Source organism: Dyadobacter sp. LHD-138, assembly GCF_030929615.1.
In the GTDB taxonomy this organism is placed as follows: Bacteria; Bacteroidota; Bacteroidia; order Cytophagales; family Spirosomataceae; genus Dyadobacter.
On record NZ_JAVFVU010000028.1, the window covers coordinates 83,426 to 108,534 of the forward strand.

15 protein-coding genes are annotated in these 25,109 nt (G+C 45.1%); 4 read left to right on the forward strand and 11 right to left on the reverse strand.

The annotated features are described in order from the left end of the window. The first annotated feature begins 501 nt into the window (after window positions 1-501). Window positions 502-4,137 carry a T9SS type A sorting domain-containing protein gene (locus RB622_RS19905; protein WP_308048373.1) on the forward strand — a complete coding sequence of 1,212 codons (3,636 nt, stop codon included), beginning with the start codon at window positions 502-504 and terminating at the stop codon, window positions 4,135-4,137. 214 nt (window positions 4,138-4,351) lie between these two features. Here RB622_RS19905 and RB622_RS19910 read toward each other — a convergent pair whose 3' ends face one another. The 8 genes from RB622_RS19910 to RB622_RS19945 form a co-directional block, all read right to left on the reverse strand. Beyond that, on the reverse strand, window positions 4,352-5,827 hold the full coding sequence (locus tag RB622_RS19910) for a c-type cytochrome domain-containing protein (protein ID WP_308048374.1): 1,476 nt from the start codon (window positions 5,825-5,827) through the stop codon (window positions 4,352-4,354). A 14-nt stretch (window positions 5,828-5,841) separates the two neighbouring features. Then, window positions 5,842-7,320 (reverse strand): DUF1501 domain-containing protein, encoded by a 1,479-nt coding sequence (locus RB622_RS19915; RefSeq protein ID WP_308048375.1) that lies wholly within the window; start codon window positions 7,318-7,320, stop codon window positions 5,842-5,844. Between the two features lie 13 nt (window positions 7,321-7,333). After that, a complete protein-coding gene (locus RB622_RS19920) occupies window positions 7,334-10,597 on the reverse strand; it encodes a DUF1553 domain-containing protein (protein ID WP_308048376.1) in 3,264 nt (1,087 codons plus the stop codon). A 79-nt stretch (window positions 10,598-10,676) separates the two neighbouring features. Then, complete coding sequence (locus RB622_RS19925; RefSeq protein ID WP_308048377.1) at window positions 10,677-12,395, reverse strand: RagB/SusD family nutrient uptake outer membrane protein; 1,719 nt, start codon at window positions 12,393-12,395, stop codon at window positions 10,677-10,679. A gap of 11 nt (window positions 12,396-12,406) precedes the next feature. After that, window positions 12,407-16,021, reverse strand: coding sequence for a TonB-dependent receptor (locus RB622_RS19930; protein WP_308048378.1), 3,615 nt, complete (start codon window positions 16,019-16,021; stop codon window positions 12,407-12,409). A gap of 198 nt (window positions 16,022-16,219) precedes the next feature. Next, complete coding sequence (locus RB622_RS19935) at window positions 16,220-17,302, reverse strand: FecR domain-containing protein (RefSeq protein WP_308048425.1); 1,083 nt, start codon at window positions 17,300-17,302, stop codon at window positions 16,220-16,222. A gap of 118 nt (window positions 17,303-17,420) precedes the next feature. Next, entirely contained in the window at window positions 17,421-17,996 is a 576-nt protein-coding gene (locus RB622_RS19940; protein ID WP_308048379.1) for a sigma-70 family RNA polymerase sigma factor, read from the reverse strand. Between the two features lie 503 nt (window positions 17,997-18,499). Further along, window positions 18,500-18,907: a hypothetical protein gene (locus RB622_RS19945; protein WP_308048380.1), complete on the reverse strand. Its 408-nt coding sequence runs from the start codon at window positions 18,905-18,907 to the stop codon at window positions 18,500-18,502. Window positions 18,908-19,350: 443 nt separating this feature from the next. On the opposite strand from RB622_RS19945, the gene RB622_RS19950 reads away from it, so the two are divergent. The 3 genes from RB622_RS19950 (at window position 19,351) to RB622_RS19960 (ending at window position 21,113) form a co-directional block, all read left to right on the forward strand. Further along, on the forward strand, window positions 19,351-19,923 hold the full coding sequence (locus tag RB622_RS19950; protein WP_308048381.1) for a type VI secretion system tube protein Hcp: 573 nt from the start codon (window positions 19,351-19,353) through the stop codon (window positions 19,921-19,923). A 29-nt stretch (window positions 19,924-19,952) separates the two neighbouring features. Beyond that, on the forward strand, window positions 19,953-20,723 hold the full coding sequence (locus RB622_RS19955; protein ID WP_308048382.1) for a hypothetical protein: 771 nt from the start codon (window positions 19,953-19,955) through the stop codon (window positions 20,721-20,723). A 69-nt stretch (window positions 20,724-20,792) separates the two neighbouring features. Continuing rightward, window positions 20,793-21,113 carry a hypothetical protein gene (locus RB622_RS19960; RefSeq protein WP_308048383.1) on the forward strand — a complete coding sequence of 107 codons (321 nt, stop codon included), beginning with the start codon at window positions 20,793-20,795 and terminating at the stop codon, window positions 21,111-21,113. Window positions 21,114-21,369: 256 nt separating this feature from the next. Here the strand turns inward: RB622_RS19960 and RB622_RS19965 are convergent, their stop codons facing one another. The 3 genes from RB622_RS19965 to RB622_RS19975 form a co-directional block, all read right to left on the reverse strand. Next, window positions 21,370-22,785 (reverse strand): hypothetical protein, encoded by a 1,416-nt coding sequence (locus RB622_RS19965; RefSeq protein ID WP_308048384.1) that lies wholly within the window; start codon window positions 22,783-22,785, stop codon window positions 21,370-21,372. A 62-nt stretch (window positions 22,786-22,847) separates the two neighbouring features. Then, complete coding sequence (locus RB622_RS19970; RefSeq protein ID WP_308048385.1) at window positions 22,848-23,390, reverse strand: hypothetical protein; 543 nt, start codon at window positions 23,388-23,390, stop codon at window positions 22,848-22,850. Continuing rightward, window positions 23,387-25,096: a hypothetical protein gene (locus RB622_RS19975; protein WP_308048386.1), complete on the reverse strand. Its 1,710-nt coding sequence runs from the start codon at window positions 25,094-25,096 to the stop codon at window positions 23,387-23,389. Before RB622_RS19975 ends, RB622_RS19970 begins: the two co-directional genes overlap by 4 nt. Window positions 25,097-25,109 lie beyond the last annotated feature (13 nt).

Sequence of the window (25,109 nt, forward strand, 5' to 3'; positions counted from 1 at the left end):
ATAGCGTTAAAATCATCTTACAATTCGATACGTCAATCCCCAACCTCTGGATTTAAGGTCCAAAGGTTGGGGATTGACGTATCGAATCGCCATGGCGCCGCCATCCGCACCTGCCTTTCATATGCTCTGCATTAGTTCTATATCCTTATTTTATCCGACTAGTAATTTTTCTATACTGATATCCATCATCATGCATTCATATTGTATTTTTTGTTCAGCAGAAAGTCACGAATACAAAATCAAACAAAAGATTATATTGTATTGAAAATAAACACATTACCTCTCAACTCAACAGAACCCAACTCGGCAAACCGGAACCTTAAAACGATCAGTTCTACACGCACCGGATGTGACCGAAAGATTATTTCTTTCAATTGAGCTTATAGCCTCCAAATTAAAATCCTACATTTGTAGAATTTTTTCTATTTCCGAGCCTTGATAGGCATTTTCAAGAATTTATTGGTAAAAATTTTTCTATTTTAAAACCCTTCTTATTTGGTTATGAAGTTTACTTCCTTTCAGCAACGGAACCTTCCGTTGCCTGGCAAATCGTTTGTAAAATCATGCGCAAAACGACGCAAAAATCTCAACCAGTGTTTCATTGCTACACTAGGTATTTTCACATTCCTGTTCGCGTTATTACCAGGTAATGCATTTGGTCAATGTGGTTTTCAAACAGGCGAAGGCTGCCCCGGTACCGATTATAACAACTACGGCTTTGCGTCTACTAACAATTTCCAGACCCTGGAATATGATAATTACATTTCGGCCTTCCACTCCACCCTCGTGCGTACTTATGACGGCTCATTTTTGGTCTGGGGCGAGGGCGTTGCTTCAACTGGTTTGCAAACCGTCGCGGGAGCTCTTATTGTTCCCACTGCGGTTACGCCTGCCAATGGGTTCAATTATGGCGCAAACAATAAAATATTGAAAGCAGCCCTGGGGAGTGGTACAGTAAACCGGGTTCAGGCGATCATCCTGACCCAAAATGGTTTATACACCTGGGGATATGAAGGAGGGGTAATTGATGCTGGCCTGACAAGCAATTCGGCTTTCCAGGCCATTGCCAGTGGCGCAGGAAATAACAGTATCGTCAATGGCAACCAGTGGGATTTGCCGGGCACTATTCAGCCACAACAAGTTAAAATGCTGTTTGCTACCAAGGCGACTTTGGCCCTCGTAACCTGCGATGGACAGGCTTGGGTGCTGTCTCAAAACGCAACCATCAGGCATGGTGGAACTGATGCGCGTAGCTGGGTGCGGGTTTCAACAGCCAGCGGCACACCTCTGAATAATGTGGTAGCCCTAAGAGGCGTTGACAGGGCGATGATTGCCCTAACCTACGATACCAATACGCAAACGCAGGAATTGTACACCTGGGGACAGGCGACCCGCACAGGGACTGGCGGTGCAAGTGACAGAAATTATGCTTCGCTGATGGTTAAACCCGGTACAGGCAATATTAAAATGATAGGCGCTACCCAAGCTGTTGGTGCTACTTCAAGTATTCTAAATATTACATACTATATCCTGTACACGAACGGTACGCTATATTCCCTGGGGGATAACGTACATCGTCAATTGGGTATTTTCAGTACTACCAACTCAAACAGCTGGGTCCAACCAACTTATACCAGTGGAGGTGCCATAATGAACAACATTAAATGGATTTCGCCCAGTGAACATGACGGAGCGGGATGGGCAGCAGTCAACGTTATCAATAACACGGGTGAGATCTGGAACTGGGGTACTGATATCGGGGTAATGCTGGGCAGATCAAGTACTGCGACTTCTGACGAACACGATGGTACCTCTGACCCGGCAGGTAAAGCGGTCAATCCAGGCCGGCCGGCCGATGCTATGGGCGTTGGCGGGCCATATACCTCCGTAGAAACGGGAGGGCATACCACCATGGCTACGCGTCAATGTGTGTCTAACTTTGGTTATGTTGGTCATGCGATCAGGGGTAGTGCAGGAGACAAAACCAGTACGGAGGCTTTCTATCGTACATTTTCATACAACACAGAAGGCGTTCAGGTATGCGGTGCTACTACCGCTGCGGTGGTTACGATCGAAGGAGGTATCACGGCCACAGGCAACAGCTACTGCGGCAATATGCAGCCCATCACCCTGGTAGGTAGTCCGGCAAATGGGACGTTCTCGTTTGTAGGTACGCCTCCCGCAGGTGTTACCCTGAACCCTACTACGGGTATGCTTAATCTGAATGGTGCTACAGGTAAAATAAAAGTAAGCTACCAGACAACCAGCGGTGCTCCCTGCAATGTGGCGCTGTCAACAGATATCGAGTTCGACATCGTAGCCTGTACCTACAAAAAGGTAAGCGGCGCGGTGTGGAACGACACGGACAAGGACGCCAGGCTTGACGCAGGCGAAAGCGGGCTTAACCCCGGCAGCCAATTATGGGCCAACCTGATCTGGATAGATGCAGCCAACGGCGATAAAATTGTTTCCTCTGTAAAAGTGAATGCAGATGGTACTTATGAATTGCCAGCGACTTTCGGACCAGGTAACTACCGGGTGGAAATCACAAACAAGTCGTTTGGTGCCAACACACCCGCTTCCTCCATTAACAACGCCACAGATAGAACCCTGCCAGGTACCTGGACATATACCGGCACTAACGTCAATAACGGAAATGTATGTACCCCTCCATGCAGTACGCCTTACACCCTGACAGGTATAACCGTGGCTTCGACAGACGTAGCCGGGTATAATTTTGGTATACAGCTGCCGCCCGTCACCATCAGTGGCAACGTATGGCACGATACAGATGGCGATGCCGTAAAAAATGGCAGCGAGAAGCCTGTAAGTGGCAAGAACGCTGATGACAATGGCGGAAATTCGTCGGTAACAGGATCAAATAAATGGGTAAATCTGGTAAATGCAGAAGGGAAAGTCGTGCAATCCGTACAACTGAACAAGGATGGATCTTACAACTTCCAAGGGGTAACACCTAACGTTTCCTATAAAGTTATCCTGACGACTGCGCAGCAAACATCCGGAACAGATCTGACAGAGGCTTCGCAGATTCCAGGATGGAAAGCCACCGGTACCAATACCAAAGTTGCCGGGACTCCAACAGCTAACCCAGGAAACAAAACCAATGTGATTGATCTGGGGCAGGTAACTGCCCATGTTGAAAATGCAAACTTCGCCATCCAGCAGCAACCCGAGGCAACCTCTGCGACGTACGGCCTGACCAGCAAACCCTTATCAGGAGATTTAATTCTATTGAATGGTTCGGTTGGGGCTTCCTCGGGCTCAGGAACCAAAGTAGCGCCGCTTGTAGGGACTGATCCGGATGGAACGGATGCAACACCTTTTTTCTTTGTAATCACCTCTTTACCTGTCACAAACGGAGGTACAGCCACGGGCGATGCTCCGGTGTTATTCTATAATGGTATCCCTGTTACGCAGAACGATATTATCAACAAAACCAAATTTGCAGATCCTTCACTTTTCTCAGTTGGGCTGAACGGAAAAGGTTACACGAGGGTATCGTTCGGGTTCAAAACCGTTGATGCTGCCGGAGCAGAATCCGCCCCCGCCAGCTACACACTAAGCTGGGACAGCCCTCTTCCTGTAACTTTAATAAGCTTTACGGCACAGGCCGAAGCGCATGGCATCGTAGGTCTTATATGGAAAACTTCGCAGGAAAGCAATGCAGATCGCTTCCTGATCGAGCGCAGCAGTAATGCAAAAATCTGGAACCAAATTGCAGATAAAGCGGCCATTGGCGAAAGCAACGCTTTGGCAATTTATACTGCCAATGATGAAAACCCTCTTTCGGGTCTCAACTATTATCGTTTAAAAATGGTAGACATTGACGGTACGTACAGCTATTCACGTGTGGTAAGTGTTAAACTAACGGGAAATTCGCCAGCGGTAACGGCTTACCCAAATCCCGTAACAAACATTCTTTATCTGAAAGATATAGCCCCTGAATCGGTACGTCTGATCTCCCTGACCGATAGCTATGGAAGGGAAATCTATCGGAGCAGCGGGGTTCCGGAACGGGGTATTGACATTACAACTTTTGCAGACGGTATCTACCTCATTAAAACGACCATGAAAGATGGGTCAATGACGGTAAAAAAGATTGTAATTAATAAATAGCATCCCATTAAAGGAAGCATTTACCTAAAAGCCGCTACCGCTGTTGAAAAACAGAAGTAGCGACTTTTAACTTTTTCCAGCAAATAGGCAAAAAATGGAGAACGCCCATTAAGAGCAAAATCACTTAGCGCAATTCTTTGTTCATTCACCAAGAGAACCCCATCGTAAATCATTCAAGGGTACCAACCCGGCGTCTGCGACGTATTTAAAGACATCAATTAAGTGTTTTTGCTTCACCTAATCTAACAAATTCCGCAACAGATTCTTCATTTAATCCACCAACAATCTGAATGTGTGCATGTGTTTTCCGAATTTCCTCAATGCCTTTTTCGGTAATGGCTGATTGCCAAACAAAAACACTTTTCAGCCCTTTAAGCGCAGCTATTTTCTTTAAACCATCGTCTGTAACCTTCGTTCCGACAAGATTGAGATAGGCCAAATGCGGCATATCTTTCAGTGCATCAAGTCCGGCGTCTGTTATTGCGGTGTTTTCAAGATGCAGTTTTTTCAGGTTTTTAAACCCGCTAATTGCTTTCAAGGCATTATCTGTAATCTTCGTACCGCCTATTTTTAGCCAAATGACCTGCTCGGACAATGGTTTAAGCAACCCAACCTGCTCATCCGTCAAGCCCGGTTTGTTCACCGCACTCACCTCGATCAGATTTTGTCCGTGTGCCAAAGGCCGCACGAGAAAATTCACCTTTTGAAGCGCTTCAATGGCCTGTGGATTTCCCAGCGCGACTTTTATTTCCGGCTCAGAAGTTGTCTTATCGGCAACTTCGTTTTGCGCAGAGCTCCCCAATGAAGCCAGGGCAGGCTTCACAGCATCATTTGTTTTCAGTTCGGCTACTTTCTTATCCTCCGAAGCTCCCTGATCTATCCACCAGGAAATCAATGCGATCTGGTTTTCAGTTAACTGTGCTTTTCCTTTTGGCGACATGTGTTTTTCGTCTTCCAATGGCAACAGGCAACGCTTGATCAACTCGCTTTCGGCGCTTTTACCAACGACAATGGCGGGCCCTTCTTTTCCTCCTTTGATCATAGCCGTTAAGTTATCCAGCCTCAGATCACCTTTTTGTTTACCCGGGCCATGACATTGAGTGCAGGTCCTCTCCAAAACCGGCTTGATAATATCTACATAAACAATGGCATTGGGAACATCCGCAATCGGCCCCAGTTCTGCGATCTCAACCACCTTCGCGGGCATTCCCGCCAGTGACCGGAAGGGTTCAGGCGTATGCTGCGTGAGGTAATCTGCTCCATGCGTGAGCGACCCTCCATCGTGACCAGCCACAAATGTCAACAATGTCGCCACAAGCAACAACGAACTCGCCAAAACGGGAGCCGTTTTAAGCCGTGCCGTCAGCAGGTCAGATTTGAGGAGCCAGGCAATCCAGGCAAATAGGGCAATGCCAATCCCTTTCCACATATGGCTGTCCAACAATTCATGATCGTAGCCACCACCATCGGCCAGCAAATATCCGGCAATGCACGCCAGGGTCGCGCCTATTGCCGAAAGCAGCAGTAACAGCCGGATCACAGATTCAGAAACAATGACTTTATCAAACCGTCTCAGCACTTCCAAAAGAGCCGTAATAATTAAAAAGCCGATGGGTAAATGTACAAGAACCGGATGGAAGCGCCCGATAAAAAGGGCCCAGTCAGAAGATTGCAACAATAAATTATACATTTGAAATGTGGGGATCAGGTCAATATTGGTTTTACAACTTTACCATGGACGTCGGTCAGGCGATAGCGGCGACCCTGGTGCTTGAAGACCAGCCGCTCATGGTCAACACCTAACAAATGCATAACCGTTGCCTGAAAATCATGCACATGCACCGGATCTTTGATCACATTGTAGCCGAACTCGTCCGTTTCTCCAAACACAAAACCTTTCTTAACCCCGGCTCCGGCCATCCAGATCGTAAAACTCCTCGGATGATGATCACGACCGTAATTATCTTTGGTAAGTTTGCCTTGTGAATAAGCGCCACGGCCAAATTCCCCTCCCCAGACCACCAGCGTTTCATCCAGCAATCCGCGTTGTTTCAGGTCCTTAATCAATGCAGCAGATGCCTGATCCACACTCTTGGCCATTGTTTTGATATCATTCGGCAGGTTGCCATGCTGGTCCCAGCCCTGATGATACAGCTGTACAAACTTCACATCCTTTTCGATAAGCTTCCGGGCAAGCAAGCAGTTCGCGGCAAATGTGCCCGGCTTGCGGGATTCTTCTCCGTACAGGTCAAAAATGTATTCTGGTTCCTTTGAAATATCCATCGTCTCGGGAACGGCCGTTTGCATGCGGTATGCCATTTCGTACTGCGACATCCGGTAATTTATTTCGGGATCAAGGATTTTTTCAAACTGCGCCTGCTGCAACTTCGCAAGCGAGTTCAGCATTCTCCTGCGACTGGTTTTATCAATGCCTTCCGGATTGTTCAGATAAAAAACCGGATCGGGTCCTGAGCGAAAAACCACGCCTTGGTGCACAGAGGGCAGAAAACCGTTGCTCCACAATTTCGCATAAAGGGGTTGGTCGCCACCACGCCCTTTGGAAAGCAAGACAACAAATGAAGGCATATTCTGATTGTCGGATCCAAGCCCATAACTGATCCAGGAGCCCCAGGATGGACGCCCGCCTTGCTGACTTCCAGTTTGGAAAAATGTTACGGCGGGATCGTGGTTGATCGCCTCGGTATGCATGGAGCGAATGAAAGTCACATCGTCCACAATACTTGATGTATAAGGCATCAATTCACTGATCATTAGATCACTGGGTCCGTATCTTGCAAATTTATATTTGGAAGCTGCCAGCGGAAAACTGCTTTGCCCGGCCGTCATACCGGTGAGACGCTGCCCTTTCCGAACGGATTCAGGCAGGTCCTGGCCCCACATTTGTTCCAGTTTGGGCTTATAGTCAAACAATTCCAGTTGTGAGGGTGCCCCGCTTTGGAACAGATAAATGATCCGCTTTGCTTTTGGCGCAAAATGAGGCTTGCCCAGTGGCAGTGAAGCACCCTCAGGCGTTCCATCTATCACCTTTTTTGCCATCGAATCATCTGCGTTTAGCAAGGAAGCCATTGCAGCCGCTCCCAATCCAAGGCTCGTTTTTGACAAGAAATTCCGTCGGCTTAACTGCTCGTGCACGTGGTTTTCAAGTTCTCTGTAAAAGCTCATAACTATTTTTCTTTTATCTCTTGATCAAAAATTCATCAAAGTTCATCACGGTACTGGCCACGATCGTTCCCGCCGCAACCTGGGCGGGATTCAGCATTTTGTCAACAGGATACTCCCCTGTCGACAGGATTTCTTTCACACGTTTCGGGTTCTTGCTGAATTCAGCATATTCCTCTTCGTAGAGCTCCTTCAGAATGGATATTTCCTTTGCGCTTGGCGGCCTGCTCGTGAGCGCCGTAAACCCATATGCGATCTGTTCATCCAGTGTTTTACCTTTTTTCAGCATCTGCTGAGCAAGCACACGTGAAGCTTCTACAAACTGCGGGTCATTCATCACCACCAACGCCTGCAGCGGGGTGCTGGTTTTTTGCCTTTTTGTAATACAGAAATGCCTTTCTGCTGCATCAAAATTCAGCATCATCGGCGGTGGCGCGCTACGTTTCCAAATCGTATAGAGGCTCCGTCTGTAAAGGCTATCCCCGTGTTGCTGCTTATATGTGACGTCATTCCGGGTCGCCAGTGCTTCCCAAAGGCCACCTGGCTGATACGGATATGCGCTTTTACCCCCAATCTTTGGCGTAAGCAAGCTACTAGATGCCAGCGCATTGTCCCTGATCTGCTCCGCACTCATGCGATAGCTCGGACCGCGCGCATAAAGTCTGTTATCCGGATCATTTTCCCGCGTTTTGTTATTTCCGTTGGAAGATTGTCTGTAAGTCGCGGACATCACGATCATTTTCTGCATAGCTTTCACATTCCAGTTCGATTGCCGAAATGTTGCCGACAGATAGTCAAGCAGCTCCGGGTGCGTGGGCAGCTCTCCCTGGTTACCAAAATCGTCGCTGGAAACCACTAATCCCTGACCAAAATACATCATCCAGAACCGGTTCACCGTCACACGGGTAAAGAGCGGATGATCTTCATGCAAAAGCCATTTGGCGAGTCCCAACCTGGTTTTTGGATAATCTTTCGGGATTTTAAAGAAACTGTCGGGCGTATCCGGATTTACCGGTTTTCCGGGGGCATCGTATGCGCCCCTGTTGAGGATGAAAGATTTCCGCGGAAACTTGCGCTCTTTCATCACCATCACATCAATTTCCTTGTCCAGAATTTCTGTCTCCTCCCCGATCAGTTTCCTGCTTTCGGCCAGGTGTTTTGTGAATTCAGGATCAATGTTGTTGAAATAATACTCCTTTAATGAAGCTGTCTGGGCAGGATTTCGCGTGGCAGCCGGCGTTTTGATCGCTGTGATCAATTCATTTTTTAATGTATAAAGACCAAGCATTTCAAGACTCGTGAGCGGACGTGTATAGATCTTCAACTCATCCACTTCGAAGTTCTTGGTGCGCTGATCAGACAGATGGCCGATATTCAGCCTGTCCACATACCAGTTCGTTTTTTTCTTTCCGTAAAGAATACTTTCGGTAAGGTTATCATTGTGCACAACCACTTTTGCAGGCTGCCCGTTGATATACAGTTTCAGACCATTTGCTTTGCTCAAACCGTCATAAGAAAACCCGATCTGCGTCCATCTGTTCATCGGAAACTTATCCACTGTTTGCAGCTCAATCGCATTTTCAGGCCAAACATGACTCATTGTCACTTTAATACGACCATCCGCCTCGCGGAAAACATTCCAGCCACGGTAGCCATTCATGACACCATTGGATTTGTGGATCAGCGAGCCCGTTACCGCAGGGTCATGCAGGTTCAGCCAGATGCTGACGCTGAAAGGCTGGTTGCGCTCGAAAAAAGCAAACTTATCACCGAACCCAACCGGATTCTCGCCATACATGTATCGCGCTTTCCCGATCTTTCCGGGCCGTGAGGCTATATTCGACAAGCTGTCGTCGCCTTCCGAACTGGCTTTGTGTTTCGGATCGGCCAGATTTTGAAATTCCTTTCCTTTCGGCTCATCAAACGTAAAATGTCCCGCCAGATCTTTGGATGCCGGAAGCAATGCCTTTTCCGGATTAGCTTCGGCAGCGGCAAGCCATTGTCGGAAGTTCTGCTCGGCTACTGCCATGCGCTTTTCCCGTCCCGTTTTCTCCTTGCCAAGATTGGCGTGTATAAATTTCAGCTTTGCTTCTGCCTCCGGTGTCGGCAAGCTGATGCTTGGACTGGCTTCTCCATTGTAAGGGATCTGCCCGTTTTCATTATTATTATTAAAAAACGAATACAACGAATAATAATCCTTGTGGCTGATCGGGTCGTACTTATGGTCATGGCACCGGGCACATTCCACGGTAATGCCCAGGAATGTTTTGCCAAAAGTATCTACCCGGTCAGTAACGTAAGCCGTCCTGTATTCTTCCGGGATAATCCCTCCCTCCTGGCTCTGCTGGTGCATGCGGTTGAAGCCTGTCGCTACCATTTGATCACGCGTGGGCTTCGGTAACATATCTCCCGCGAGCTGCCAGGTTACAAACTGGTCATAAGGCTGATTTTGGTTAAAAGACTTGATCACCCAGTCGCGGAACGGCCATGCTGTGCGCATACCATCGTCCTGGTACCCCTGCGTATCTGCGTAACGAGCCGCATCGAGCCAGGAAACTGCCATATGCTCTCCATAATGCGGCGAGGCCAGCAGTTTATCGATTACGTTCTCATATGCTTTCGGAGACTTGTCCGCCAAAAAAGCTTTCACTTCTTCCGGTGTTGGCGGCAGGCCTGTAATGTCAAGATATGCTCTGCGGAGCAATGTGGTTTTGTCCGCTTCGGGTGCTGGCTTTACACCTTTTTCTTCAAGTTTGTTAAGGATAAATCTGTCGATATCGTTCCTAGCCCAGCCTTCGTTTTTGACTTTCGGAAGTTTGGATTTTTCCACTTTCGTAAATGCCCAATGCGGTTTGTATTCCGCACCTTCTTCCACCCATTTCACCAAAATCGCCTTTTCTCGCGCTGTCAGCGACAAATGTGATTCCGGCGTGGGCATAAGAATGTCCGGATCTGTTGAAAGAATTCTGTGCACCAGTTCACTTTTGCCCGGCTTCCCTGGTTTGATCGCTTTCAGGCCGCTTTCCGTTTCTTTTTCATAAGCGGCTTCAGCAACATCCAGCCGCAAATCAGCCTTCTGATGCGCCGCATCCGGGCCATGGCAGGCAAAACACCGGTCAGACAAGATGGGTTTGACATCATACGTATAATCGATCGGCTCTGACAGTGTTGACATTTCTGCTGCAACATCATCCGGCAAGTCAACTTTACCTCCGCAGGACGCCAGTACAGCGGCCCCGAGCGGCAATATGAGGTAAGATTTAAAGAAGTTCTTGAACATTAATGGGTAATTTTAAATCATAATTTACAGCAAAGAAGCCATATTTTAAAACAGCTTCTTTGCTGCGCCATGTATACTGTTAATAACCAGGGTTTTGCTGTAAAGTAGCTTGACCATTTTTTGTACTGTAAACGATCGCCTGTTGCGGAATCGGGTAATACTGGTGCTTTTCCTCAAACCGCGCACCACTCAGATAGGTCCGCAAATTTTTCTCTTTGTCCAGATATTTGTTCAGCACGTTCATAGCAATCCCCCATCTCACGAGGTCAAAAAAGCGGTGACCTTCCATCGCAAACTCGAGGCGGTTTTCGAAGCGCACCGCTTCTCTCGCAGCCGTCGCACTAGTCCATGGATCATTATAAAGACCGACCACGTAATTGGCCGCTGGCTTTCCATCATCCGTTTTAACAAATCCGCCCGGATTAGCAGCCCGCTGCCTGATCAAATTCACATATTCACGCGCTTTTTCAAGATTTCCAAGTTCAACTTCGCATTCTGCCAACCATAACAAAACATGGTCGTAACGCATCAGGCGGTAATTGTTCGTGGTTTGTCTCGGGTTTCCGGTCTTGCCTGATTCGGCTTTACTAACGATCTGCTTTTTGGAAGAGTATGGTCCCGCATAAGACTGATCACGGATCCAGAAACGACCCGGGTGAATACCCCAGTCGATAAAAGGAATCCCACGGCGGCCCACGGTCCAGTCCAGACGTGAGTCAAGCTGGCCCGTATAGGGCTCAAACGGGGCAGATGACAACAAACCTTCGTCATTTTTTACATCCACATCATTAAAAGTCTGAATCATTGGCAAGCCCTTTTCGTCCGTTTTATAAGAGTTAACCAGATTTTGTGAAGCCTGATAAAATCCGCAGCAACCACCTGGTCCGTTAGGGTACATATAAGTAAGCTCGTCACCCAGATTACCACCAGAACCATCCGCAGCAGTTACAGAATACTGTACTTCAAAAATGGACTCCGCATTGTTACGGGTCTCGGCAGCAAAATTGTCATGGAAATTATCCATCAATTTGTATTTACCGCTGTTAACCACCTGAACCAATGCGGCTTTCGCAGCGGTAAGATGGGCTACATCCGGTTGACCTTTCGGGAAAGCCTGAAACATGTGGCATTTGGCAAGGTAAGCAAGCGCTGCCCATTTGGTAGGCCTTCCTGGCTGCGTCTGGCTTACGGGCAGGTTCTCCGCTGCGAACTGAAAGTCTGCTGCAATTTTTGGCCAGGCATCCTCTGTATTCGGGATCTGAACACTCCCGGGATCACTGGTATTCCAAAGCTGCTCGTCGATGTAAGAGATGTTTCCCCACATTTTCTTGGCTTCGAAATGATAATGCCCGCGCAGGAATCTGGCTTCCGCCTGGATTTGCAGTTTACGGGCATCGTTCAGGCCTGACACCTCCGGCAACGTTTTAAGCACGTCGTTAGACCGTGCCACACCGTCGTACAACGTCCTCCATTTACCGTAAATGTGCGTATTGGTTGTCAGCCACACATACCGCTCCATAAAAGTCTGCTCAGGCTGATCCCCTGCGTCAGATCCTTTGTAGGCATCATCTGAAACCACACTGCCAAAAATCCAGTTAGAAACAGCTCCGTGCCAGGAAGTTACCCCGCTTGTCCCGATACCGTCGAGCAATGCATATGCACCGGTCAATGCGCCTTCAATGCCAGGAACCGTTTTGATAATGTCTGGACTATACTGGCCCAAAGGTTTCTTTTCCAGAAAGGCGTCACTGCAAGAGGCGGCGATGAATAATGTAATGAGTATGAATATCTTTTTCATGTTGGTTCTGTTTAAAATCCAATACTAAGACCTACGATAATCGACTTTGGCGTTGGATAAACACCTTCATCCACACCAATCTGACGGTCGGAACCACTGTTGAAGTTTCTCAGGTTCACCTCAGGATCAAGTCCCGTGTATTTGGTGAAAGTGAAAAGGTTCTGCGCCTGCACATACACTTTCACATGGTCCGTACCGATCTTGGAAAGGATTGATTTTGGCAAGGTATATCCCAGCTGGATATTTTTAAACCGCAGATATGATCCGTTTTCAACGAAATAAGTCGAAGGTTCCCCGCTTTGGGCGTCATTGGCATCGAGGATCGGAAGCTTGGCTTTTGGATTATCAGGTCTCCATGAGTCGTACAGCATACGCTTGGTACGATTTCCCTGAAACACCTCGAAATCAGTCCAGTAACGAACATGATTAAAGATATCATTTCCTTGGACGCCCTGCGCAAAAATGGTCAGATCGAAACCTTTATAGGCTACATTTGCATTGATACCATAGGTAAAATCCGGGTGCGGACTACCAATGTAAGTCTGATCCTTCGCATTGATAATACCATCATTGTTGATATCGCGGTACTTAAACTTGCCCACCCCCTGCGTTTTAACGCCATTGATATAAATATTAGAATCATAATATCCCGGAAATTTCGCGTGCGCTGCGACCTGCTCTTCATTTTGGAGGATACCATCGATGATATATCCGTAGAAAGACGAGATCGGGCGACCTGCTATCGAGCGCGTTACTGCCGGCGTACGCAATGAGAAACCTGGCAGGAAATCACTCGGATTTTGTGGATCAAGAGCTAGGATCTTGTTGCGGTAGGTCGAAAAGTTAACACCAACACTGTATGTCAGCTGTCCGTCCATTGATGCGTCATTGTAATTCAACCCCAGGTCAATACCTCTGTTTTGCAGGGAAGCAATATTCTGCGCAGGAATAACGGCGTCTCCCAGACGCGGGTCATATGCTTTTGTATAGAGCAGATCTCTCGTCTGGCGATCGAAAACATCCAGGCTCAGGTCAAATTTCCCTTTGAACAAATTGGCATCCAAGCCGAAATTGACGGTTGTAGTTGTTTCCCATTTTGCATTTGGATTTCCAAATCTGGCCAGGTCAAAACCCTGAACATAACCGATTGGCGCGCCGCCGATCCCGTAACCGCTACTGCTGGGGCTGCTTTGATAAGTAGAATAGGCATTGAAATCCCCGATTTCCTGGTTGCCGGTCTGGCCCCATCCTGCACGCAGTTTAAGGTCCGTTATGAAGTTAACGTTTGACAAAAATGCTTCCTTCGACAAGCGCCATCCTACACTCGCTGCCGGAAAAGAAGCATAGCGGGACGCGGCCTGGAAACGGGAAGAAGCATCGCGGCGAACGGTTCCCTGAAGCAGGTATTTGTCTCTAAACGAATAATCGACCCGGCCAAAGTAGGAGAATAATGACCACGATGAACTAGCATAACCGCTATTGGTTGACGTTGACGGATTACCTGCGTCGATATATCTCAGGTCCTCCGCATTGGAAAAGAATCCCTGACGAGATGCATTGACAAAGTTACCGTAGGAGTCGATCGATTCCAGACCCGCGAAAACATTTAAATGATGATCTCCAAATGTTTTGTCGTAAGTCAATGAGTTGGTCCAGGTCCAGGCGTAGCTGTAACTCCGGTTTTCACTCAGACTGTTCACATTGGTTCCGTGCGCGAGCTCAACTTCGACAGGCGTAAAATACGTTCCTGCTGAAACCGTTGCATCAATACCAAAGCTGGTCTTTGCAGTCAGATTTTTCAGGATATCCACCTCTGCATAAGTGTTCCCGAAGATCCGTAAATCCTTATAACCGTTGTTTTTGTTCCTTACCAACTGCCCCACCGGGTTGTTGGCATTACCCAGGTTACTTCCCAATGTTCCTGCGAAATTCCCTCCAATGTCATAAACCGGAATGATCGGCTGTGCGCGGTAGGTATTGGAAACCTGGCTTGTTTCACTGTTATTACCATAGTTTCCCTGACGCTGTCCATAAGCAACCTGCAGGTTTTCACCAATACGGATCCTTTTCTTGATCGTGAACTCCGTGTTGGCACGAACTGAATAGCGTTTGTAGCCATTATGGATCAGAATACCCTGCTGGTTGAAATAATTGGCGGAAAAAGCATATCTACCTTTCTCCGTACCGCCCGAAACACCAAGCTGATAATTCTGGATCGGAGCCGGATTAAAAACCTCATTCATCCAGTCTGTTCCTTCTTTATTAGCTTTTGTAATCGAAAACTTTGTCTTACCAAAAAGCGGATCTGTGTAACGGTCAAAGCTATAATTGGCCGGGTTCACACGCGGGTCGCTCGCGGAAGCTCCATCCGGAATGATGTAGTCGGGAATTACCGGCTGGGCACCACGACCATACTGAGCATGTTCAGGATTACCTGTCACCAGGTTCACCACATTCGCGTTCTTTTTACTTTGCCAGAGATATTTTCCGTATTCTTCCGTATTCATCAGATCCATCGTTTTGGCAAGCTTCTGAACACCGACATAGGCATCAAAGGTAAATTTAGGAACACCGTTTTTTCCTCGCTTTGTCGTAATGATCACCACACCATTGGCAGCACGGGAACCGTAAATCGAAGCAGAAGATGCATCCTTCAAGATCTGAATGGATTCAATGTCATTCTGATTGATCGTGTTCAGACTTCCTTTGGTCGGAACCCCGTCAATCACATACAATGGATCATTGTTCCCCAATGTTCCGTACCCGCGTACACGAACGGCCACGCCGCCACCTGGCGTGTTATCCGTGCCCACGGTAACGCCAGCCGCGCGTCCCTGCAATTGCTGTGCAAGGTTGGTCGCCGGCACGGACAGTAATTTATCCGTATCGATCACACTCACAGAACCCGTAATGTCTCTTCTCGACTGGGTGGTGTAACCCGTTACAACCACTTCGTTTAACGCCTTAATGTCTGCGGCCAGGATAACGTCCAGCAACGACCGGTTAGCAACCTGGATCTCCTGTGACACGTAACCTACGAAGCTGAAAACTAAAATGGACTTTTCATCAGGCACGACAAGCGTGTAAGACCCATCGGAGTTGGTGATCGCCCCTTTTTGCGTGCCTTTGATCACCACGCTCACGCCCGGAAGCGGCTCTTTGTTGTCGCTGGAAAGTACCTGGCCCTTGATGGTAATGTCAACCGGATTCAGATAGGGAAGCGGCGTAATCATTCCCTGCTCCTTCTGCGGATTGGCATCATCTTCCTGTTTCTTATTTAGAATAATATAATCACCTGAAACTGAAAACCTGATCTGGAGCGGAACAAGCAGCTCCTTTAAGACCATATCAAGCGTCCGGTTCATCGCAGAAAAAGTCACTTTCTGATTTTTAACCAGGGATGGCACATATGAAAATTTCACTTTCGCGGATTTCTCAATCGTGGCCAAAACACTCTTTAACTCTTGCCGCTCTGCCTGGACGCTGACCTTCCGGTTAAGAAGCTCCTGTGCCTGTCCGTCGCTCGCGAAGGAAAAGCTGGTGCAGATCAGCGAGATCATAAATGGAATGCATGTAACTTTTATCACAGTTACCAGAATTTTTAATGGTATACTATTTTTTTTCATAATATTACATTGGTTTTTGGTGTACACTAACGGCAAAGCCCTCCCTCAATCCCTGCAAAGGGACTTTAAGTACTTACTTAAAATAGAGTGGAGTATTGAAGCCGGTAACTCTGGACCAGTTGCCGGCTTATTTTAATTCAGACTCATGTAGTCATAGGTAGTCAGTTTAAAATTATGTGAGTTAGGAATATTAAATTTTCACTCGCATCCTTCGCTGGAAACGATAACCTTTCCATCGCTGACGCGGTAACTTGCTCCGATTGTCTGGCTGATAATGTCAAGCTTCGTAAAAAATGGTTCGTTGCTCAACTCGACGTTCAAAGCGCATTTCTCCATCAGTTTGCTGTCGTAGACAATGGGAATACCATAAACTTTTTCGAGTGTCGCAAAAACCTTATCAATTGGCTGATCCCGGAATACAAAACCACTCTGCGTTTCGGGTTTTATCAGTTCAACCGGCATGCTTAAGATGGATTTGGAGATCAGGTTATCTTTGGTAGAAAAAATGGCTTGCTGGTTTGGGGTCAGGAGTAATTCCGTGTTGCGGTTATCCTGGCTGTCTATGTCTTTCATTGCCAAAACCGAAACCCTTCCACTCCGGACAAGCACTTCAACATTCGCTTCGGTCGTCTTAACCAGAAAACTCGTCCCGACCACACGTGTTACGAGTCCGTGTGCGTAAACAAAAAACGGGTTATGCGCATCTTTCTTTACCTCAAAAAATGCCTCCCCTTCCAAATAAACCTCTCTTTTCTTGTTGTGTATGAATGTTTGCGCGTAACTGATCCGGCTTGTCGGCGAAAGTGAAATTACGCTGCTATCAGGCAGTCTGACCCTCATTTTCCGGCCTGTCCGATTTACAACTTCTTTCATAGGAATTATCGATTCGGATACATATTGCTCGTAGTCAGCAGCGGATTTTCCATGCTGCCTTTTCAAGGAAATCGCCCAGCCAAGACCCAGCATGAATATCAATGCAGCGGCAACTGAGATCCAGGCTTTGGCAAATTTGAAAGCATATGACTTAATTGATGGGATTTCGGTGGTTTCCAGAATGCGTGATACCTGAGTTTCAATTTCACCGTCGGAAAGTTCTGCATTGGTTTGATTCCAGGTCCTAACCAATGCACGTGCCTGTTGCATGATCACCTTTTTATCCGGATACTGCCTGCCGAGTTCTACCCAAAAATCATCCGAATCTGGTTCTGCCTGAACTGCCCAGACCCTGAAATGCTCGTCCAGGAGGAAGTCTTCCAAATTGTATTTGTCATAATATTTCATCACAACGTACCATAATTGTGGCACTTACACAGACATAATCGGGAAGTCAGTAAAAAATCACGAAAAAAATTGAACTATTTTTCAAATTTCTTCTATAACTTCTATAATGTTCTGAAATTCAGATCGAAGCAATAAAAATAATAAAGGTGTGCAAGAGCGTTTCCCACTTTTCCCGGAACAGTTTGAGCGTGATGTGAAGTAAATTAGCAACCGCTGGACGGGAAATTGTCAGCACGGTGGCGATCTGATCGTTTGTTAGGTTTTCGTAGAATTTGAGGTAAATTATTTCCTGCTGGCGGGGTGTCAGCAAGTGCAGCACATAGCCGATCTGCCTTTTCTTTTCCTCCGTATATTCAGATATAATGATCCTGGATTCGATGTCTTCTTCATTAAGAAAAAGTTCATCTTCATTTTCAATGGGAATAAAAATATTGCTCCGCTGCTTTTCCTTAATAATACGATTCCTTAAACTTTTAAGCAGGTAAGGCTTGATCTGGTCCGTAACGCCCAAAAATTGGCGCCGTTCCCAGAGCGAGCTGAACAGGTCATGAATGCAATCGGTGAGCGCGTCGTGGTCCGGAAGAAACTTTTTCCCATAATTGAACAAGATGCGGTAATGTTCCTGGATCATCCATTCAAAAACAGCACGGTCGCCGTTTTTAAATTTTTGCCAGAGAAGCATATCCTTTTCCATTCGACGCTGGTAATTAAATTGAATACAAATTTCTTTATAAAGTATAATTACAACGCTTATTACTGCAAGTACGGGGTAAATTAAAAGATTGAGCGGCAGTAGCCACATCAATGGCCACCACTCGAGCCAAAGCTAAACCGCTGTCCAGTACAAGTATTAATGGGATTCTGATCAATCAATCCCGCGGGTATATTTTAAAGAAAGGAATTTTTTTCAACATTTTAATATTGAAGTTGTTTAAACTTATCGATAATCCCGAAGGGATGATATTATTGTAGAAAATGCGGAAGAAATAGCAGGTTCTGGTGACTCAAACAAGGCTACTTATTCATTTTCCATACCACCTTGGGGTTATCTAAAAAAACTGTCGATCCCCATTTTAATTACGTATGGAACAATGAAATGCACAACTGGGACAAAGGTTGGTGCGGATATCTATCGCTGGCTGGTGAACCAGAATTGGACCGAAAACGGAGTGTAAGTACACACTTGGAAGCAGTCAGTCATTCCTGTAAACTGGTATAGATTATATTTTCCCTTGCCAGACCGGGAATTTTGCCAACTTCATCATCAGCGTCACAGCTAACCGGATTTCCGTTACAGTCAAACAGATAAAAGGCTATTCCGCCACTACCCAGCCCAAAATTAGTGTAAACTACTGGTTGACTTTTGTACTTAATAAGAGCAATTACACCGATGTAATTGCCTTTATGCGTCTTACTTATGCGATCTTCTTCTGCTTTGATAAGCATATCTGACAACCATACCATCGAATTTCGATCGCATAGTGATTGTGCGCTGCGGAGAGCGTTTTGAATGTCATGACCACTTGCTGGATCGTCTATTTCTGTATCGGAAGTACAGCTAAACATTGCTAACAGGAAAAAACTTGTGTAGAAGGATACTTTCATATCGAATGATCTTTTAAAATGTTTAACAATCATTAATATTTTTTGCTCATTACCAGATCATTGAAAATGAAACCACTTTCCACAACGCCTTACACAACCGGTTCTTAACAAAATAAAAAGACACATTGAAATAACAATTGGTTGGAAATGCATATTCTTATTGATTAAAGGAATCTTACTTCAAAAATGCAACACCCGTGATAGCGCTTTGAATAATACAATAAGTGCTCATTTTTCCCTCTTTCAGCGCTGGCTTTCGTGCTTGTTGCATATGCGTTCTTTTAATTGAACCCTCAATCAGCCCCCCACTGTAAGGGTTCAATGCCAGCCATTTTTAACGTCTTGTTTTTTATACAACAAATGGAGAAATAAAAACCGCTTTCCTTCATAATCAGATCGTGATTATTCACTATATTTAGCACAAACCCTAATGCATTCTTTCTATGAAAAAACTTCTGCTTCCTTTCGTTACCCTTGTTTTTTGCCTTGTCGCCCAGCATATTTCTGCTCAGAAAGTTTTCTTGAAAGCGGATCCGCTAACCACCAACGGAAATGCCGATGCAGCATTTAGAGACTACGTTGTGATTACCAGCAGGCAGCTCGGCGGAACTGCTGAAACTATTATCTCGGGTGGGCCTCCCCGTGTTGGCAAACCTGTATTTCAAAATTTGATCATTACCAAGAACTCAGACATACTTTCAAACAAGCTATGGACCCTGATGGCCAAAGGCACCCGCATCGAAGACATGGAGATTGTGAGTACCGGGTTAGCTCCGAATGGTCAGAGTCGTGTTGTGACCAATAAAATCGAGCTTAAAGATGTTTTTGTCGCAGGCATCGCAAGCAGCGCAGCACAGGGTGATTGCGAGGCGGGATGTAATGGCATTGCGGAAAGCTACGAATTGGTTTATACCGCCATAAAAATTACCACCTACACCCTTAGCAATCAAGGAAAGTGGGTTGCCGATCCGAGTCCTTTCATGTATAATATTGAAACCGGGAAAAGTGAATTCTGATCAGTGACCAGCAAAATCAAATAAATTTTATGCGATTTATCTTATATTGCGCTGCCTGTTTTGCATGCTGCCAGACGGTTCTGGCGCAGCACAATGTTCCCGATTCTCCTGTCAAAATTGCCGCCGATCGGCTTTTTGCAATGGCGCAAGCGGATTATTATCTCAATTTGCGCGGAATAGCACTTTCTCCCCTTGCGGATCCCTGTGATGTTAATTTATGCAAGTCGTCAATTCTACCGGTCACGCTGATCAAATTCGAAGGCAAACGGATAGACGATGCAAACGTTGCACTGGTTTGGGAGACCAGCGAGGAAACCAATAACGATTATTTTGAGATAGAGCGCACCCTCAATCCGGGCTGGGGCTTCACAACGGTGGGCAAAGTGAAAGGGGTCGGCTCCACGACATCGGTTCATCGCTATGGACACACCGATCCTAATGAATATGCGGCTTATACGTATTACCGGCTCAAACAAGTGGATTTTGACAACACCTACGAATATAGTACCATCATCGCCATTAAGGCGAGTGCCGCCACGCTGACGGTGACGGCGCTTCCGAATCCCGGACAAAGTAAGGATATGGCTTTCAAAATAAGTGGACTGAACGTGTCTGAACCATTTACGAGTGTGATTTACGATGTTCGGGGAACAGTCGTTTATTCAGACAACGATCCCCGGATCCTCTCTGAGGAACAGATCATCAGGCCGAAATTACCGGCTGTTTCTCCCGGGAAATACAGTATCAAGATCAAAAGTGCAAATCGTCAGGCCATAGGTTCTTTCGTGGTTATCCCATAAGACAGGTACTGCTATTGTTTTCCAAGTAAGGCGCTTAAATCCTGTGACGAAATTGAAGAAATATGTGAAGTGCGCAAGAGTATAGAAATTCCAGCGAATCTCCGGACCTTTATTTGGCTAAGCAGTATATGCTTTTTCTCTGACAGCACTTCCCGTTCTCATATCAATTTTGCCGCAGGAAAATCTGAAAGCGGGAATATTATCTTTTGGTCTACCAGCTCGGAAACCAACAACGCTGGATTTGAAATCGAAAGGAGCGCAGATACCAAATCCATTACAACAATTGCCAAAATAAACGGAAAGGTAAGTTCAAAGCTTCATAATAACTACCAGTTCACAGATACTACACCGCTTGCCGACAGCTATTATAAGCTCAAGCAAATTGATTAAGACGGTGCAACGACGTATTCCCGCCCAATTTTCGTTAAATATGAAATAAAAAGGACACCCGCTACAAAAAAACAATTAACGTATTAATTATCAACAATTTGACTTACTTATTTTTCAAAAATTCTAGTCCATCACAGCGTGCATAGAGCTAAAAACACTTAATTATTTATTAATTAAATAAAATACCTTATCTGTCTGTTGTTCCAGCAATTATTTAATAAAAAAAGCCATTCGACGCCATTTTTTAAGTCGATACTCAAAACTTCACAAGAAAAATATCGTTCACACTTTTATTTGCATAAACTGAATTGTTGAAAGTATATGGAGATCCGAAATATCCCAATACTATCGTAAAATCTTTTCTATCAACCAAAATCCTCCTCCCCCTTGCACTATAACTCCCCAAAGTCTGCACTTTTTCAAACTTCCCAGAATCAGTGTATTCAGCAAAAAATGTGTTTGTGTAACGCTGACCTTGCAGTGTTGAGTCTCCAAAATAACCAACACTCCCAAAATACCCGACTGTATATAGCTTGCTTTTACGCGCTACGAGATCATAAATGTATTCATCCTCATTGCCGGTAATTTGTGAAGCCCAGATAAGAGAACCCGTTGAATTAAACTTAGCTAAAATTGCATCTCCTGAAGCGGTTGGTGTTTTAAAGGAGTAAGGACCAAGGATTAAGGGACCTCTAAAGAAACCTCCAATGCTTATATTACCATCCTCATCAATACTAAGTCCCCTACAATTTTCAGTCCCTACACTTCCGAACGTTTTTACCCACTCAACACGCCCTTGCCTATCTAACTTTGTTATAAAAATATCTTGATCTCCATTAGAATTAAGCATGGTTTGTTCAATTTTTTTTTGCCCCTCGAAAGATCCGGCTATAATGATTTTACCATCCCTTGATAGTTTCATATTTGAACTATAAATATCACCCCAAGGAGATAAACCGTGGTCGGCCCCATACGTTTTCGCCCATCCCAGCTCGCCAGTGGGGTTATAACAGGCTACAAAAAAAGCACTCCCATTTACATTGTAGGTAATTTTATCAAAGTAGATACTCTGATAAAATTCTCCAGACACAAAAATCTTGCCATCTTCACTAATTTCTATCGAAGAAAGGGTTTCAAATCCCACACCGGAAATCTGTTTAGTCCAAGTGTGTTTCCCATTCTTATCAAGCTTGACCAGCAATAAGTCATCCCAATTGGGAATACCACTAGAATTACGCAATGTCTTCGTCTTAAATTTTGTACCTTCAATTGTGGTAGAATCTCTGAATCTGCATGCTACATATACATTTTCATCATGATCAACGCCAACTGTAAGTCCATTTTCTTGGCTGTTATCACCCAATAGTTTAGCCCATAAAACTTTACCCGCTTGATCATACTTAACAATAAATGCGTCACGGTTTCCACCTGCCTTTAAAATTACTCCCCCGAAATCAAGGTCTGCTCCTTCGGTCATAGCGCTGGTAGTGCCCGAAACATATATATCATCATTTTTATCAATAGCAAGGTCAAACTCAAGAAGATCAATGTTTGATAACTGTGCAAAGAACCTTTCCGGCAATGTGGTATTTACTTTTTCATCTACTTCATCTTTTTTACAGGAATACAAAAGCGAAATTACAACACAGATAAAAGCAATTTTCCTTCTCATTTTTAGGTCAAAGAATAACAAGTTCGGTAATCAAACCGCCGAACAGTCGGTCGAGGGGTAATTCAGCAAAAAGACAGTGCGGCTAAATTTTTATTCCCAAAGAACAAAAAATCCATCATTTGCCGATTCCGAAAGATAAGAAAACGATCGATACTGGTGGCAACATCTTCATTTTCCACGGCCTGTATTCCTCTTTTTAATACATCATTCCATTCGGCCTGATTTGAGGGAGCCGAAAATTTACCGTTTGCTTCATTTACCTCTACATGGGAGCCCCCGGACTCAGACCTCCCCCCAATCTTTTCCGTAACAAAGGAAGCGAGTAAAATCAAAACGAAACCAATAAGCAGGACCAGAGCCGGATACACAAGCAACTTATAATCAAGCTTATATTTTTTAATTGCAATAAAAGAACCATAGACACTGCCAATCAACAAACCAAAAATCATCCACATTAAAACAGGCGAAATACTGTGAGAAATGAACAGTAGATTGTCTATTGGAACAAAGAAAAATGCGCTGAATCGTCCCAGAAAATTACGCATCACGTAAACTACAAAGACAGTCAGAACTAAAACCACGAATATTGATTTCCCGTCTTTCATATCTTCTCGAATTTTTTAACCAGTTTGAAAGAAAACAGCCCCCCCAAAACAAACAGCGCAAACAGGAAAAAAGATAACAGTGGCGACTTGCCGATTACATCACCAGGATTCCCAATTACAGGATTTTGAACCAACCAACCGCTATAATTTAGACAGATACCCAGCAGAAATCTAAAAGCGCCAAAGTAACAAGCCGTCATCAAACCGTATAAAACCAGTTTGGTGATGTATGCCTTTTTCGGGAAAACGACTTTTATTTCAACAGGTATGACAATATCCTCATAGACCGAAGAGACCACCAATTCCAGCGTATAAAGCTGATCTTTTTGAAGTAAAAAAGTATCAATGATGATGTCGATGTTCTCACTAACCTTGCCTTCAAGATTATTAAACTCCAAAATATCCCTGGTTAGAGAAATTCCCTCCTTTATGAATTTGAAATAGACTTTTACTTTAATATATCCTTCATTTTTCAAACTTATGTTGATACTGTGGTTAAGAGCAACACCGCCATTGATCGATAGCAGCTGCACTTTTTCCTGATCAATTTTAAGTCTCGGTTTATCCGAAAGAAGGTTAGTAATATGAAATAGTGCCTGGACCATACCAAGCCTGATTTCCGGCTCCGTGTAATACCCGGCGTGCAAAATAAATGCATAACTCCCGGCTATCTGATCATTCCAGTCGTCTTTTCCAGTACCTGTAAACCATTGCTGAATGTTTTTAGCGGCCATAGATTCAGCAACATCGGGCCAAATCGAAAAATCCTTTTTGGCGTATTCTGCTAATGCGTCGGGTGTTAAAAACCGGTGATTCCCAATAAAAAAAGGAAGTGTGGAATCTGTTTTATACAAGAACCTGAGAAAACTATTAAGATCGTATTGCGCAGAAAGATTTAAGGCAATCCCCGGATCCGACTCCTGAATCCAGATTTGAAGTATTCCTTTTCTGTACAATTCCAGCAAGGCCTGATATCCTTTTGGAGTTTCACATGCTTTTTGTAATAAAACGGGAACTTCTGTGTAAAGTCCGTCCGTAAACCGAAACGGTAAACGCGGGTTTAATTTATAGAGAATTCGCAAATAGCGCTTTTCCGAATCAAATTCCTCTTCAATTATTCTCGCAAATTCGTCTGCTTTTGATGCGCTCTTCGTCAAAGCAGTGACCAGCCCGGGCAGGTAATTTCCGTTTCGTAGAAAATATTTTGCGTCGTCTTTATTGTTGAATGAGATATCGCCAAGCTTGCTTAATGAATTAGCCTTTTCACCAAGCCATTCCACTTCAATCAGACTTTCCTTATAATCCAGCCAGACTAAATCAGTCATCCATTTATTCTGAATAGACAACGGATCGGCGTGATTTATCTCGCGCGGCTTAAAATCTCTTTTTCTTAACTCTGCTATAACATATTGCGTAATAATATCCCTGTTAACGCTGTCTCCGACAAGCAACGCAATTTCCTCAAATTGCTCTGTCGACAAGATGCCTTTGCGAAAAATCAGTTCAAGTTTAGTATTAATAATCTCATATGGCCGCCAGTCAATTTCAGAATAGACCTGTTGAATAAGCTGATTTAATTGTCCAAGATTAAAATCAAGTCCTTTCCCGTCCGACACCAAATTGGGATATTCCGTTATTTTTATATCGCCATGATTTAAAATCAGCAGATCCTTTAATTGCTGTTTCAGGCTTTCTATTGACGCCATTTCGTTGAATATT

What these genes read in the sequence shown, in the direction of transcription:
- RB622_RS19935 (WP_308048425.1), bottom strand. Translation starts at nt 17,302, where the DNA reads ATGAAATATTATGACAAATACAATTTGGAAGACTTCCTCCTGGACGAG.
- RB622_RS19915 (WP_308048375.1), bottom strand. Translation starts at nt 7,320, where the DNA reads ATGAGCTTTTACAGAGAACTTGAAAACCACGTGCACGAGCAGTTAAGC.
- RB622_RS19955 (WP_308048382.1), top strand. Translation starts at nt 19,953, where the DNA reads ATGCGATTTATCTTATATTGCGCTGCCTGTTTTGCATGCTGCCAGACG.
- RB622_RS19940 (WP_308048379.1), bottom strand. Translation starts at nt 17,996, where the DNA reads ATGGAAAAGGATATGCTTCTCTGGCAAAAATTTAAAAACGGCGACCGT.
- RB622_RS19925 (WP_308048377.1), bottom strand. Translation starts at nt 12,395, where the DNA reads ATGAAAAAGATATTCATACTCATTACATTATTCATCGCCGCCTCTTGC.
- RB622_RS19975 (WP_308048386.1), bottom strand. Translation starts at nt 25,096, where the DNA reads ATGGCGTCAATAGAAAGCCTGAAACAGCAATTAAAGGATCTGCTGATT.
- RB622_RS19910 (WP_308048374.1), bottom strand. Translation starts at nt 5,827, where the DNA reads ATGTATAATTTATTGTTGCAATCTTCTGACTGGGCCCTTTTTATCGGG.
- RB622_RS19920 (WP_308048376.1), bottom strand. Translation starts at nt 10,597, where the DNA reads ATGTTCAAGAACTTCTTTAAATCTTACCTCATATTGCCGCTCGGGGCC.
- RB622_RS19970 (WP_308048385.1), bottom strand. Translation starts at nt 23,390, where the DNA reads ATGAAAGACGGGAAATCAATATTCGTGGTTTTAGTTCTGACTGTCTTT.
- RB622_RS19965 (WP_308048384.1), bottom strand. Translation starts at nt 22,785, where the DNA reads ATGAGAAGGAAAATTGCTTTTATCTGTGTTGTAATTTCGCTTTTGTAT.
- RB622_RS19905 (WP_308048373.1), top strand. Translation starts at nt 502, where the DNA reads ATGAAGTTTACTTCCTTTCAGCAACGGAACCTTCCGTTGCCTGGCAAA.
- RB622_RS19950 (WP_308048381.1), top strand. Translation starts at nt 19,351, where the DNA reads ATGAAAAAACTTCTGCTTCCTTTCGTTACCCTTGTTTTTTGCCTTGTC.
- RB622_RS19945 (WP_308048380.1), bottom strand. Translation starts at nt 18,907, where the DNA reads ATGAAAGTATCCTTCTACACAAGTTTTTTCCTGTTAGCAATGTTTAGC.
- RB622_RS19930 (WP_308048378.1), bottom strand. Translation starts at nt 16,021, where the DNA reads ATGAAAAAAAATAGTATACCATTAAAAATTCTGGTAACTGTGATAAAA.